The 13,355-nt window shown below is 63.1% G+C and carries 11 protein-coding genes and 1 other RNA gene; 7 read left to right on the top strand and 5 right to left on the bottom strand.

Translation table 11 applies throughout. From position 1 onward, the window contains the following. Nucleotides 1-108: 108 nt before the first annotated feature. Nucleotides 109-420, bottom strand: a complete 312-nt coding sequence (locus P3C39_RS04490; protein ID WP_275952761.1) for a DUF2853 family protein — start codon at nt 418-420, stop codon at nt 109-111. Nucleotides 421-590: 170 nt separating this feature from the next. On the opposite strand from P3C39_RS04490, the gene ssrA reads away from it, so the two are divergent. Together ssrA and P3C39_RS04480 are read left to right on the top strand one after the other, a co-directional pair. Beyond that, nucleotides 591-950: a transfer-messenger RNA gene (gene ssrA, locus P3C39_RS04485) on the top strand. An 86-nt stretch (nt 951-1,036) separates the two neighbouring features. After that, complete coding sequence (locus P3C39_RS04480) at nt 1,037-1,588, top strand: AAA family ATPase (protein ID WP_275953158.1); 552 nt, start codon at nt 1,037-1,039, stop codon at nt 1,586-1,588. A 64-nt stretch (nt 1,589-1,652) separates the two neighbouring features. Here the strand turns inward: P3C39_RS04480 and P3C39_RS04475 are convergent, their stop codons facing one another. Beyond that, nucleotides 1,653-3,437 carry an acetolactate synthase 3 large subunit gene (locus P3C39_RS04475; RefSeq protein WP_275952760.1) on the bottom strand — a complete coding sequence of 595 codons (1,785 nt, stop codon included), beginning with the start codon at nt 3,435-3,437 and terminating at the stop codon, nt 1,653-1,655. A 298-nt stretch (nt 3,438-3,735) separates the two neighbouring features. Then, nucleotides 3,736-4,941, bottom strand: a complete 1,206-nt coding sequence (locus tag P3C39_RS04470) for a multidrug effflux MFS transporter (RefSeq protein ID WP_275952759.1) — start codon at nt 4,939-4,941, stop codon at nt 3,736-3,738. 188 nt (nt 4,942-5,129) lie between these two features. Here P3C39_RS04470 and P3C39_RS04465 point away from each other — a divergent pair, with 188 nt between their 5' ends. The 4 genes from P3C39_RS04465 to P3C39_RS04450 all read left to right on the top strand — a co-directional run bounded on the left by P3C39_RS04465 (nt 5,130) and on the right by P3C39_RS04450 (nt 6,909). After that, a complete protein-coding gene (locus P3C39_RS04465; protein WP_013531017.1) occupies nt 5,130-5,819 on the top strand; it encodes a TetR/AcrR family transcriptional regulator in 690 nt (229 codons plus the stop codon). 118 nt (nt 5,820-5,937) lie between these two features. Beyond that, nucleotides 5,938-6,474 carry an SspB family protein gene (locus P3C39_RS04460; protein WP_013531016.1) on the top strand — a complete coding sequence of 179 codons (537 nt, stop codon included), beginning with the start codon at nt 5,938-5,940 and terminating at the stop codon, nt 6,472-6,474. 16 nt (nt 6,475-6,490) lie between these two features. Next, nucleotides 6,491-6,688, top strand: a complete 198-nt coding sequence (locus P3C39_RS04455) for a DUF4169 family protein (protein ID WP_275952758.1) — start codon at nt 6,491-6,493, stop codon at nt 6,686-6,688. Next, nucleotides 6,685-6,909, top strand: coding sequence for a ribbon-helix-helix domain-containing protein (locus P3C39_RS04450; RefSeq protein ID WP_027034890.1), 225 nt, complete (start codon nt 6,685-6,687; stop codon nt 6,907-6,909). Before P3C39_RS04455 ends, P3C39_RS04450 begins: the two co-directional genes overlap by 4 nt. Here P3C39_RS04450 and P3C39_RS04445 read toward each other — a convergent pair. Further along, the gene (locus P3C39_RS04445) at nt 6,906-8,708 is read right to left on the bottom strand and encodes a chloride channel protein (RefSeq protein WP_013531013.1); all 1,803 of its coding nucleotides are present in this window, start codon (nt 8,706-8,708) and stop codon (nt 6,906-6,908) included. The two genes, P3C39_RS04450 and P3C39_RS04445, sit on opposite strands and share 4 nt — an antisense overlap. A gap of 154 nt (nt 8,709-8,862) precedes the next feature. Between P3C39_RS04445 and P3C39_RS04440 the strand changes: the two genes are divergently transcribed. Continuing rightward, nucleotides 8,863-9,300: a helix-turn-helix domain-containing protein gene (locus P3C39_RS04440; RefSeq protein WP_013531012.1), complete on the top strand. Its 438-nt coding sequence runs from the start codon at nt 8,863-8,865 to the stop codon at nt 9,298-9,300. A gap of 7 nt (nt 9,301-9,307) precedes the next feature. Here the strand turns inward: P3C39_RS04440 and P3C39_RS04435 are convergent, their stop codons facing one another. Further along, nucleotides 9,308-13,267 (bottom strand): AsmA family protein, encoded by a 3,960-nt coding sequence (locus P3C39_RS04435; protein WP_275952757.1) that lies wholly within the window; start codon nt 13,265-13,267, stop codon nt 9,308-9,310. Nucleotides 13,268-13,355: the final 88 nt, after the last annotated feature.

The following is a 13,355-nucleotide window of genomic DNA, read 5'->3' as shown; positions in this document are numbered from 1 at the left end:
CGAACACCACAAAGCAGCGCGCAAGCCATGCCCGAAGCCAGCCAGTCCCCAACAACATCACCGGCTGGCGCATGGACCGCGCCAGCCCGGCGAATTGAAGCGCGGCCGTCAGAGGGAGCCGAGTTTACCCAGGTCCTTGGCAACCAGGTAGTAGAAGGTAACCCGGTTCTTGGTATTGTCGGCGGCCATCGCCTTGCAGACCTTCTCGATCGAAGCGTCAGCCTTGTTGTCGTCCGATATGCCGAGCTTCTTGGCAACCCAGCCAGCCTTGACGCGCTCCAGTTCCTTCGGATCGGTGCAAGACACCAGCGAGGAATCGCGGTTCCGAAGCGCAATACCAAGATGCTTCACGATTTTGTCGACCACGTCGGCACTCGCCGAGGCATCGTATTTCTTCACGTCTGCAAGATAGTCGGCCATCAAAATTCCCCTCGTCGGCGCCACGGATCCGATCGATGAGGGCTGTGGCGCGCTGCTGCAACTTGTGCGCTATGTCGGTAACTCCTCACCGGGGCAAAGCTTCGGTTGAGACCGCGCTCAAGTCAACCCTTCGGACTTGCGGTTTTGACACGGGGACAAAGTGCCATTGCGGCCTTTCATTTCCTGCGATCGCCCCCTATATTCGGTTTGTCGGCTTGACCGACTATGGCGATAAATGGGCGATGAAATAAGCCGTTCGGACCCGGGGGCGGTACCCGGCGCCTCCACCAAAAGCCGCTGTTGACGACAGAGCGGTTTTTGCTGGGGGCGAAATAGGATCGACGAAGGTGTAAAGATCGTACTTTTGCCCGGCATAGTACCACCGTCATCGGGCTAAACCTGTAGTTGCAAATGACAACTATGCGGAAGCACGTCTCGCCGCGTAAGCGGTGCGATAGCTTCAAATCAAGCCCTAGAGGTTCGCACTTCTAGGCGGGGTTCGGAGGTACCTGGCAACAGAAACCTCCACTTCTCCCCTCCTCCGATATCCAGCATGCGCGACGGCAGTTCCGCCGCGAACGCGCCCTGCCGCGTGCTCCCTCGCCATGGACAAAACATGCAAAACGATTCCGATCGCTTTTTTGTGCTGACCGGCGGTCCCGGCTCCGGCAAGACCACCTTGATCGAAGCCCTGCGCCACGCAGGCTTTGCCACCTCGGTCGAAGCCGGGCGTGGCATTATCCGCGACCAGTCCGCCATTGGCGGACCCGCTTTGCCCTGGCACGATCGCGCCCTGTTCGTCGAGTTGATGCTGTCATGGGAGATGCGCTCGTATCAAATTGCACAAGAACAGACCGGGCGTCCTGTTTTTTTCGATCGCGGCGTTCCGGACACGCTCGGCTATCTCAGCCTGAGCGGCCTGCCGATACCCGAACACGCCCACGCTGCCGCAGAGCGCTTCCGCTATCATCGGCGCGTCTTCGTCGCCCCGCTTTGGCCGGAGATCTTCGCGCAGGACAAAGAGCGCAGGCAGACGCTCGACGAGGCCGAGCGTACCCACCATGCGCTGGTCGGCGTCTATACGGAACTGTGCTATGAGATGGTTCCGTTGCCGCTGGCCCCCGTCGAGGCGCGGCTGCGCTTCGTGCTGGCGCAAACCGGGGTGTAGCCTTGAAGTCGGACGCAATCGAGCGGGATGCACTATTCAATTCGAATGCATCCCGCTCTGGGGTCTATACCAGTCCCTGGCCGATCTCATCGGTTGCACTGGCGAAGGTCTCGCCGGGCAAGAGCATCTCATTATGGGCTCTGCCCGTCCGGATCATCGGAAGGCAATTGGCGAGTTCGGCAACACGGCAGTCGAAGAGCACCGGCCGGTTTACATCGATCATTTCCTGAATCGCATCATCGAGGTCGGCCGGCTTCTCACAACGTACGCCGACCGCACCGAACGCTTCAGCCAGTTTGACGAAATCGGGCAAAGTTTCGGAATAGGAATGCGCAAGCCGGTTTCCGTGAAGCATTTGCTGCCACTGGCGAACCATGCCCATGTAAGAGTTGTTCAAGATGAATATCTTGATAGGCGCATTGTACTGAACCGCCGCCGACATCTCTTTCATCGTCATCTGGACAGATGCGTCGCCGGCAATATCGATGACGAGGCTTTCCGGGTGCGCGATCTGCACGCCCAATGCCGCCGGCAAGCCATAACCCATCGTACCAAGGCCGCCCGACGTCATCCAGCGACGCGGCTTTTCGAAACCGTAGAACTGGGCCGCCCACATCTGATGCTGGCCAACTTCGGTCGTAATGTAGGTGTCGCGATCCTTCGTCAGCGCGTAGAGACGCTCGACCGCGTATTGCGGCATGATCACCTCGTTGCTCATTTCGTAAGAGAAGGAGTTGCGCCCGCGCCAGCGCGCGATCTGTTTCCACCATTCGTCGAGGCGTCTTCTGTCAGGGTTTTGCGGCAGCGCACGCCATGAGCGAACCAGGCTGTCCACCACCTTGCCGGCATCGCCCTGGATGCCGACGTCGGCACGGACGGTCTTGTTGATCGAGGAGGGATCGATATCGACATGGATCTTCCTTGAGCTCGGTGAAAAAGCCTCCACGCGCGAAGTCACGCGATCGTCAAAGCGGGCGCCGATGCAGAGCATAACGTCGCACTCATGCATGGCCATGTTCGCCTCGTACGATCCGTGCAGGCCGACCATTTTCAGCCAGTTCTTGCCGGATGCCGGATATGCGCCAAGCCCCATGAGAGTCGAGGTGATCGGGAAATCAGTCAGTTCGACAAGCTCCCGCAGCAGTCTCGATGCCTCCATGCCGGAATTGACGATGCCACCGCCGGTATAAATGACTGGACGACGGGCATTGGCCATCAACTCTATCGCCTTGCCGATCTCGTTGATGTCGCTCTCCACCGTCGGCCGACAGCTCTTCAGTGCAGCAGCATCCGAGGGCGGCGTGTACACGCCGGTGGCAAACAGGACGTCCTTTGGCATGTCGACGAGGACAGGTCCCGGTCGTCCGGACTTGGCGATGTGAAAAGCCCTGTGGATCGTTGACGCCAGTTCGTTGACGTCCTTGACCAACGAATTGTGCTTGGTGCAGGGCCGCGTAATGCCGACCGTGTCGCATTCCTGAAAGGCATCGGAGCCGATCAGCGTTGTCGGCACCTGTCCTGTCAGGCAGACGATCGGCACCGAATCCATAAGCGCATCCTGCAGTGGCGTTACCGCATTTGTCGTGCCTGGACCGGATGTGACGAGCATGACGCCGACCTTGCCCGTAGACCGTGCATAGCCTTCGGCGGCATGGCCCGCACCTTGCTCATGGCGCACGAGGATATGCTTGATGTCATCCTGTTGGAATATCTCGTCGTAGATCGGCAGCAAGGCGGCGCCAGGATAGCCGAAGACATGCTCTACGCCATTGTCTCTGAGTGCGTGGAGAACGATCTCCGCGCCTGTCATGCGCTTGCTCGCGGTTTGAATAGGGTTCTCGCCCGTCATGGTTCTGATCCGTGGTGTATTGCGTGATGAGGATGATTGACGGGGCATCGCCCGGATTTCGGGCATAAAAAAAAGGCCCCGTCAGGAGCCTGTTTACCGCGCATGGGTGGCTATCGCCGGATGGTTACACCATCCTGCCCATGCGCTTTCCTACCACCACGAGAGCCGTTGCGATCATCATGACCATCGCTGCTACAGCCGAAACCGGGCGTCGTCAACGCCTTTCGGACGGAACTGTCCGCGCCCAATGGCAAAGAGGCCGGCATGAGCCGGCCCCTTCGTTCTCATCGAAAGTCTACTACTCAGCCGGCACCTCGACGGCCTCGCGCGAGCGGCCGAGCGTGAACTTGGCCAGCGTGAAGGAAATCACCGCGCAGAGCGTGATGCCGGCCACCATCGGCAGCGGCGTACCGTCGAAGAACACGCCGGCAACACCCATGGCGAGTGCGCCGATGGCGAAATGCAGCGTGCCCATCAGCGCCGACGCCGTGCCGGCAATCTCGCCATGTTCTTCCATGGCCAGCACCGAGGTGGTCGGAATGACCAGGCCAAGGAAGCCGTAGCCGACGAACAGCAGCGCCGCCATCACGTCGAGCCGATCGATCCCCGTCGCCATCACCGCGAACAGCACCACCATCGTCGTCGCATAGCCGGTCACCGCGACACGCACCACGCGCCTCAGGCCGAAGCGCTCGGCCAGCAGCCCCGTCATTTGCGACATGCCGATGAAGGCGACCGCGTTGATCGAGAAGAACACGCTGTAGACCGAAGGCGACAGCCCGTAATGGTCGATCAGGATGAACGACGAACTCGACAGATAGACGAAGAAGCTGGCAATGCCGAAGCCGGCGATCGCCGTCAGGCCAAGGAAGTTACGGTCGCCCATCAGGAAGCGGTAGGCTGACAGCGCGGTGCCGAACGAGGACCCGGCGCGATCTTCCACCGACCGCGTCTCCTTGAGCGAGGTTGCCAGAAGGATGGTGGCCAGCAAAGCCGCGCCCGTCACCGTCCAGAACACGGCGCGCCAGCCGAAACTCTCGATGATCACGCTGCCTGTCAGCGGCGCCAGGATCGGCGACACCGAGAACACCAGCATCAGCAAGGACATCAGCTTGGCGGCCTCATTACCGGTGTGCAGGTCGCGCACGATGGCGCGCGGAACGGCCATGCCGGCGCTGGCGCCAAGGCCCTGCAGGAAACGGAAAGCGATCAGCCATTCGATGGTCGGCGCCATTGCCGAACCGATGCCGCCGACCATGAACAGCGCAAGACCGCCGTAGAGCGGCAGCTTGCGGCCGACCATGTCGGAGATCGGCCCGACGACGATCTGGCCAAAGCCCATCGACAGGAAGAAGATCAACAGGCTCATCTGCACGGCAGCGGTGCCGGCATGCAGATCGGCGCCGATCGACGGCAGCGCGGGCAGATACATGTCGATGGCGAACGGGCCGATGGCGGACAACAAGCCGAGCACGACCGCGATGCGGAGGAATTTGGGACTCATGATAGAGGCTTCTTTCAAATCTGGTTGCCGCCGCCAGGCGGCGTCTAACCTAGGACGTTCCATCCCGTGAGATTCCGACACCTCGAGAGCGAGTTCTGTTCGTCTCTCTCATGCGAAATCTCTTTATCTTGTGTCCACAAATTTAGACACTCTTGTCTAAATCGTCAATCGCCTCTATATAGTTTTTTATGAAGCTGCACGTTTCTCCTGACATTTTCCCGCCACGCGGTCATGAGGCCAAGCGCCTGTCGATCGTCGACTCCGCCGCCACCGTGTTTTGCCGCGAAGGTTTCGCCGGCGCCAACATCGACCTGATCGCCGCCGAAGCCGGCGTCTCGCGCCAGACCATCTACAACCATCACGGCGACAAGGAAAAACTGTTCGTCGCTGTGGTCCGTGATCTGACCGAACGTTGCAATGCCGGAATCTTCGCCACCATTGCCACCTTCCCCGATCAGCCGGGGGATCTCGAAGCCGACCTGATCGGCTTTGCGGTGCGTTTGAATCAGAATTGCATCTGCAACCGCGATGGAAAATTCCTGCGCAAGCTGATCCAGACCGAAGGCGAGCGCTATCCCGAACTGTTTGCCGAATGGCGCGAACAGGGACCGGGCAGGACATGGCCGGCAATCGCCGCCCGCTTCGCCCGCCTCGCCTATGGCGGCTATCTCACGATCGAGGACCCGGACGTGGCGGCACGCCAGTTCCTTGGCCTCGTCAATGCCGAACTGCAGACCACGTTCATGCTTGGCGGCTCGCCGCGCGAGGACGAGGTGCTGCAATCCGCGACCAATGGCGTGCGTACCTTCCTGCGCGCCTTCGGCAAGCGCCGCTCCGCGGCATCGTCCGAAAAGCAAAGCGCGCTCGCCAGCGCCTGAGCGATCAAATCGCTGGCAATAGTCTTCGCTTCCGCGCGAGGGTGATCTATATGCGGTTTACGCCGCGCTCAAGCTTGATTACAGCTATGCGGACGATTCAACGGAACCCGACCGCCACATGGCCGACGACCACATCCGCTACGACATTCTGGCCCAGGAGGCGTTGCGCGGCGTCATGCGCAAGGTCCTGGCCGAGGTCGCGCGCACCGGCCTCCCCGGCAACCACCACTTCTTCATCACCTTCCTGACCGGCGCGCCGGGCGTACGCGTGTCCTCGCGGCTGCGCGAGCGCTATCCCGAGCAGATGACCATCGTCATTCAGTTCCAGTATTGGGACCTGAAGGTGACCGATACCGGCTTCGAGGTTGGCCTGTCCTTCTCCGATGTGCCGGAAAAACTCGAAATCCCGTTCTCGGCCGTGCGCGGCTTCTATGATCCCTCGGTCAATTTCGAACTGGAATTCGACGTCAAGACGGATGGTGCGGCAGCCGATGAACCGGCTGCGCCAACTCCGGAGCCGTTGACCATCGTCTCCGAGAAAAAGCCGAAGGCCGAGAAGAAGGCCGCCGCCGAGGCGGAGAAGAAGCCCGCGGCCGCGGACGCCGCTACCAAGGGCGCCGAAGTGGTCTCGCTCGACGCCTTCCGCAAGAAATAGGCCGGCGACTTACGCCGTGGCCGAAATCGTCAATCTCCGCCAGGCCCGCAAGCAAAAGGCGCGGGACGAAAAGCTGCGCGCCGCCGAACAGAACCGCGCGCTGCACGGCCGCTCCAAGGCCGAAAAGGAACGCGACCGCATGGTCGCCGACAAGGCCGATAATTTTGTCGCCGGGCATCGTCGTGAAAAGCCCGGCGACCCCGACCGTCAATGAGCCCGGTCGAAAAGCGTTCGGTGACCATTCGCGGTCACCGCACCAGCTACTCGCTTGAAAAGCCCTTCTATGACGACCTCGTCGCGATCGCGGCGACCAGGGAGCTGACGCTCGCTGCTCTTGTCGCCGAAGTCGACGAGACGCGGCCCCGCGACACCAACCTGTCCTCGGCGTTGAGGCTCTATGTGCTGGAGTGGGCGAAGCGAGGAGAGAGTATCTAAAGGCTTTCGACCGCGTCGTCCTTTTTCCTGCGTCTGGTGCCGAAGCCAAGCAAGGTCGAACGCTCGCGCTCCTCGGCCTGTTTCCTGGACCGCACGCGCATCAAATCCTTCCAGCCGACATAGCCGACCAGCAACGAGCCTTCGCGAGTGACGACGGGCAGATGGGAGACGTTGGCCATCAGCAGCTTGTCGGAGAGGCCTTCGAGATATTCGTCCGGATAGGCCAGCGTCACCTTGCTGCCGGCCAGCAACGCGCCAAGCGTGGTGGTGCGGTGCGTGCCGGCGCGTCTCCAGCGCAATATCGCCGGCGGATCGATGAGGCCCAGCACCTGACCGTTCTCGTCGACCACCGGGAAACTCGGATGCCGTGTTTCCGGCGCCGTCAGGAAGGCTGCTGCGCCATGCAGCGTCATCGTCGCCGGCACGCTTTCGACCTGCGACGTCATCACCTCGCGCACCCTGGTCAGGGCGAAAGGGTCGACACGGTATTCGCGAACCAGATGGTGTCCCCTTCTGGCGATCTTTTCGGTCAGGATCGAACGCTTCATCAGAAGCACGGTCACGGCATGCGCCGCGGCGCAGGCGGCAATCAGCGGCACCAGCATATGTGTGTTGCCGGTCAGTTCGACGGCGAAGAACGTGGCGGTCAGCGGCGCGCGCATCGTGCCGCCCATGGTGGCGGCCATTGCCAGCAGCGCCCAGAAACCCGGATCCGCGGCAGGCAGAACGCCGGCGAGCACAGCGCCCATAGCCCCGCCCATGATCAACAGCGGCGCCAGCACACCTCCCGACGTTCCCGAGCCGAGCGCTACCGACCAGATGATCGCCTTGACCACCAGCAGCAGGAGTGCCGCCGTCGCGACGGTGCGGCCATCCAGCATGTCGGTGATGTTGTCATAGCCGACGCCGAGCGCGTGCGGTTCGATCAGCCCGCCTATGCCGACCACCAGTCCGCCAAGCATCGGCCACCACATCCAGTGGATCGGCAGCTTCTGAAAACCGTCCTCGCAGGCATAGACCATCTGCGTCAGCAGTCCCGACAGAAGTCCTGCACAAACGCCGATCGCCACCCAGCCGGCAAGGCCGACAAAAGACACCTCCATGCCGCCCTGAAACGGAAAGATCGGCCCGGGCAGATGCAGCATGGTGCGCTCGACCTCGGCGATAACAGCCGCGACCGCCACCGGAATGAAGCTGCGCGGGGTCCATTCGAATAGCAGCAGTTCGACCGCCAGCATGATGGCGGCGATCGGTGTTCCGAACACCGTGGTCATGCCCGCTGCCGCACCAGCCACCAGCAGGGTCTTGCGCTCGTTGTCGCTGACCGGCAGCATCTGCGCGATCAGCGAGCCGATCGCGCCGCCTGTCATGATGATCGGTCCTTCCGCGCCGAACGGTCCGCCGGAACCGATCGAGATCGCCGACGACAGCGGCTTCAGGATCGCCACCTTGGCGTCGAGTTTCGAGCGCCCGAGCAGGATCGCCTCGATGGCTTCGGGAATGCCGTGGCCGCGGATCTTCTCGCTGCCATAGCGCGCCATCAGGCCGATGATCAGCGCACCGATCACCGGAACGAGGACGGCGGCAAGCCCAAGCGGCGTGTTCTCGAGCTTCAGGTCGGCAAGCGAGAACTGGCCGAAATAGGCAATGTTGGTGGCAAGCCGGATCAGCTTCAAAAGCGCGATGCCGGCAAACAACCCGGCTGTCGCCACCACCACGGCAATGGCGGCGACGAGCAGAACCCTGGGATCCGTGGTGAAATCGCGCAGGTGCTCCGGGTTCGAATGATGGGTCTTCATGGCAGTTGCTTCCTGGCGGCGGCCGTATGTCTGGGGTGCGGCACGGTCGAAGCGGCCAGCCGGGTTTGTCGGTGGCTATGTATCGTAACACGATATAAATATTCAAGCCGGTTTCGCCCGAAATCCGTTTGAGCTTTCGCCGGAAAACGAACACATGTCTGATATGTCGCAGCCACGAGAACAACGTCCCGCCATCAGCCAGGCCGATTACCAGCGGCTGTCGGAGTTTCGCTACCTGATCCGCCGGTTCCTCGAATTCAGCCAGGTCCAGGCGGAAGACGCCGGCCTGACCCCGCGCCAGCATCAGGCGCTGCTGGCGATCAAGGGATTCCCCGGCGGCGGCCCGGTGACGGTTGGCGATCTCGCGGAACGCCTGCGCATTCGCCACCACAGCGCCGTCGAACTGGTCAACCGTCTCGGCGAGGCAGGGCTGGTCACAAGGGATCAGGACAAGGACGACCATCGCCGCGTGCTGCTGCAACTGACCGAGCGCGCCGACGATTGCCTGGCCGAGCTGTCGGCGGCGCATCTCGACGAACTGTCACGCATCGAACCGATGCTGCGGCGGCTGCTCGATCGAGACCGTGGGTAGTCGACTACTACTGCAGCGACTTCAGCAGATTGTCGATCGTGAACGGATTGGCCTTCGGCTTGGCCGGCGGCGGATTGTCGTTGGCCTGCGGCAGCGGCGCCCGCTCCACCTTCGGAGGCTGCGCGGCCTTGCGTTCGGCTTCGAGCCTTGCCTTTTCCTGCGAGGCAATACGCATCGCCTCTTCCGCCTTCTGCTGCTCCTGCTCGGCCTGCGCCTTGGCGGCCTCGTCGGCGGCCTGCTTTTCGGCAGCCGCCTTCGCATCGGCATCGGCCTTGGCTTTGGCATCTGCGTCCGCCTTGGCTTTCGCCTTCGCGTCGGCCTGAGCCTTTGCGTCCGCCTCAGCCTGAGCCTGTGCATCCGCTTCGGCCTTGGCCTTGGCGTCAGCTTCGGCTTTGAGCCGCGCTGCTTCCTCCTGCCGGCGCAATTCCTCGGCCGCCTTGTCGCGAGCATCCTGCAGCGCAGCGTAATAGCGCACCTCGCGCCGCAGCCGCTGCTTCTCGAGCAGCGCGGCCTGCATCGCCTCGACGCGCTGCTGCTCCTTCTCCAGCGCGCGCTGGGTCAGGAACTGCGCCAGCGGCTCACTGTCGAATGCTCGTTTGACCGCGCCGAACGGCCCCTCGGCGGTGAAATTCACAACCGGCTCGGAGCCGACCAGCGCCTCGTCGCCAGGCCGATAGGTGATCGCACCCTTGGCCGACACCGTGGCCGCGTTGAGATCCGCCGTGATGTCGGCGGACAAGGTCGCCGCTGGATTTTCCAGGCTGACCGGCGGCGCCCGCAGCGTGCCGCCGGCAACCGTGAAGGCTATGTCGGTATCGCCGGCGGCAAAACTGCCATCAGCGGCGATCTCGGGCGCGAAGCCGGCGGTCTTGGCCGCATCGATGTCGCGCCCGATCGCATCCGCCTTGGCGAGGAACGCACTGAACGCATCTGGATTGAGGCCAGCAACTTTCACGCCCTTCAACGCCGCAGTTCCGGAGCCTGACAAGGCAGCCACCATCCCTTCGACCGATTTGCCGCTGCTTGACAGCGCCGTCGACAAATCGCCGATGCCGCTGATGCCGGCATCCGGCAGCACGGTCGCCAGATCGGCGCCCGCCAGTTTCATCTGGCCAGAGAACAGCCCGGTGCCGTTGTTGTTCTTCAACTCGAATAGGCCGGTCAGCGCCCCGCCCAGCAACTTCGCCTTGAGATCCGAAACGCGGATGCCTTCCTGGTCGAGCTTGAGCGAAAAGGCGGCGTCATAGGCGGTGGCGAACCGGCCGGCGGCCAGTGCTGCCGTCGTCAGGTCGAGGTCGGCGGTGAATGGCAGGCTGGATTTCTGGCTGAACGGCGTCGCCGGCCACACGCCACCCTTGCCTGCCCCGTCTTTGGCTGCGCCCTCCTTGTCGGCCAGAAAGGCGGAGTCGCCGAACAGCGCCACCGCCAGGGGATCGAGGTCGAGTTCGTCGAGCGCCAGCGCCCCGGCCAGATGTGGCACGCCATCCTTTACATCGATATTGACGTCGCCGGACACCGCCGCTTCGTTGATGGCGCCGCTGAGTTCGTCCAGCACCAGCAGGCCGTTGCCGTAGTCGCCCTGCGCTGCGAGCGACGTCGACATGCCCGCCCCCATGCCTGGCAGGCCGATGCCCGACGTCATCAGCCATGGCTCGATGTCGGCGGCATCGAGGCTGAGCTTGCCCTTGGCGGCGAGGCCTTGCGGCGTGTCGGCGATCGTTCCCTCGAAACCGGCCTTGAAGTCATTGCCGGCAAGGCTGAAATTCGTCGCCAGGCCGCCGCCAAACGTGCCCTTGGCCTGAATATCGGTGTTTGCCTCGCCCAGCATGCCGAGCGGCAGCGCCGGCAGGCCATAGAGCGCCAGCAGCGCGGTGGCATCGGGGTTCTTGGCGTTGAAGGTCAGCGCCACCGGCGCTTCGAGAAGCTTGTCCACCGCGCCCTTCCCCGACAGCGACGCCGAAAAGGCCGAGCCGCCGGCCTTGCCTTGCCCGCTTACCGCCAGGCCCGTGGTGCCGTCGCCATTGTCGGCCGCACTGGCCACCAGGTCGATGCGCGCATCCTGGAACAGCTCGGGATAGGCAGCAGCACGGCTCGACAGTCCCTTGAGCACGGCACTGTCGGGATAGTGCTGGGCGGCGACATCGATCAGCGGCTTCAGATCGACGGCAACCACCGACGCATCGAGCTTGCCGGTTGGGCTCGCGGGGAAATCCTTGATCCGGCCGGTGGCGCTGATCGAGGCGCCGGCCAGCCCGCCCACCGAAAGCCGGTCGATTTCGAGCAGCCCGTCGCGCAGCCTGAGCGCCGTGTCGACCGTGTCGGCGGTCAACCCGCCGGCGTTGACCGGCCCGGCCTTGATCTGGAAATCGAGGTCTCGGTCGGCAAAGCGATTGGCGCCCTTGTCGCTGACGAAGATCGAGGCGAAGGCCGCCAGCCCGTCGACATCGAGATCACCGCCTTCGAGCCGCATCAGCACCGAGGGCTTGGCATCGTCGGGCTGGCTGGAATCGATGCGGCCGGAAAACTTCGCCTTGCCCAGGATCAGTTCGAGATCGCTGAAGGCCTGGCGCTTCTGCGAGAGGTCGACCTTGGCCTTGAAGCCCGCGGCCGGCAGGCGGCGGATCGCCTCGTCGACATCCTTCGACAGCCAGGCGGCAAAGCCGGAAGGTTGCGCCACGGCCAGCAGCAGCGAGCCGTTGAAGCCGAAATGACCCTCCAAATTGAGCACCAGCATGCCATCCGCTTCCAGCGTGGTGCGGCCGGGCAAGGTCGCGGCAAGCGATTTCACCGACCAGCCGCCATCGACCGGCTCGGCGGAAAGATGCACGTCGCGCACCGTGGTGTCGCCGACCACCACCGCCGGCAGCTTGACCTCGACCGTGCCGGGGATGGTCGGCTTCGGCATATCGAGCAGCGCTTGCTCGAACGCCGCGATGCGCTGGTCCAGCGTCAGGCCGGCGCCGGCTTCGGCGCCCACCGCCTCGTCGAACTGCACCTGCGCGCCATTGGCCTCGATGGCGAAACTCGGTTTCAGCCCGAGATCGACAGAAGCCTTGCCATCGGCGGTGTAGGGGTTGTCGAGCGGCCCGGTCTCGAAGCGGAATTCGTCGACCCCGAGTTTCTGGTGGTCGAGCGAAAATTTGCCGTTCAGCCGAAAGCCCGGATCGGGCTCACCGGCCGAGGCTTTCACCGTCTCGCCATCGGTGCCGCGCAGCTCGGCGCTGTTCTTGTCGGCACCGGAAATCTTGAACTGGCCGGAGTAGACGGCGGCTCCATTGACGATGCCGGCATTGCCGTCGGTCTCGATGACCAGCGGATACGCGTCCGGATCGGCCTTCAGCCGAAACCGCATCTGTCCTGAGCCTTCGGCCTTGCCGGTGGACGCGGTGACCGCGGTGCGCAACCCGTCCAGCCGCAGCGTGCCGTCCATGCGCCATGGGCCGGCCAGCGACTTGGCCGAGACGGTCGAATTGATCTCGGAAAACAGATGGCTGCGCCCGCCAGCGGCATGGCGAACTTCGATCTGACCCTCCGTCACCGTCAGCTTCTCGATCGAGATCTGGCTGGGGTCGAAGGGCGAGGACGGCCGTATCGCCCAGTCGACAGTGCCGTCATTGGCGATATCGATGGTCGCTTTCGGCCGCACCAGCCGCATGTCGAAGATCAGCACTTCACCGCGCAGGAAGGGCGCCAGTTCCGCATCCATCGAAAACGTCTCGACCGTCATGGCCGGCTGGCCGTTGGGGCCGCCGGCGACGGCGACATTCGAGAAGGTCACCGAAGGGAACGGCAACAGCCTTGCCGTGGCGTCGCCCTGCACGGTCACCTTGCGGCCGAGAATGGCGCTCGCCTCGCGCTCGAAGTCGGCGCGGTAGCCGGTCCAGTCGATAAAATACGGCACCACCAGCGCCGCACACAGCACCAGCACGAACAGGCCACCAAAGATCACGAACAGGCGTGCGAGCATCAGCTCCGAACAGGTTGGTTGAATTTCCGCCGCACTCTACCCGCATCCGCGTGTCGATAAAGAGGCAATTCATCCAGTTGCGCGATCT

The sequence above is a fragment of the Mesorhizobium sp. XAP4 genome, assembly GCF_029269325.1.
Taxonomy (GTDB): Bacteria; Pseudomonadota; Alphaproteobacteria; order Rhizobiales; family Rhizobiaceae; genus Mesorhizobium; species Mesorhizobium ciceri.
This window is presented reverse-complemented; position numbering and strand designations above follow the sequence as displayed.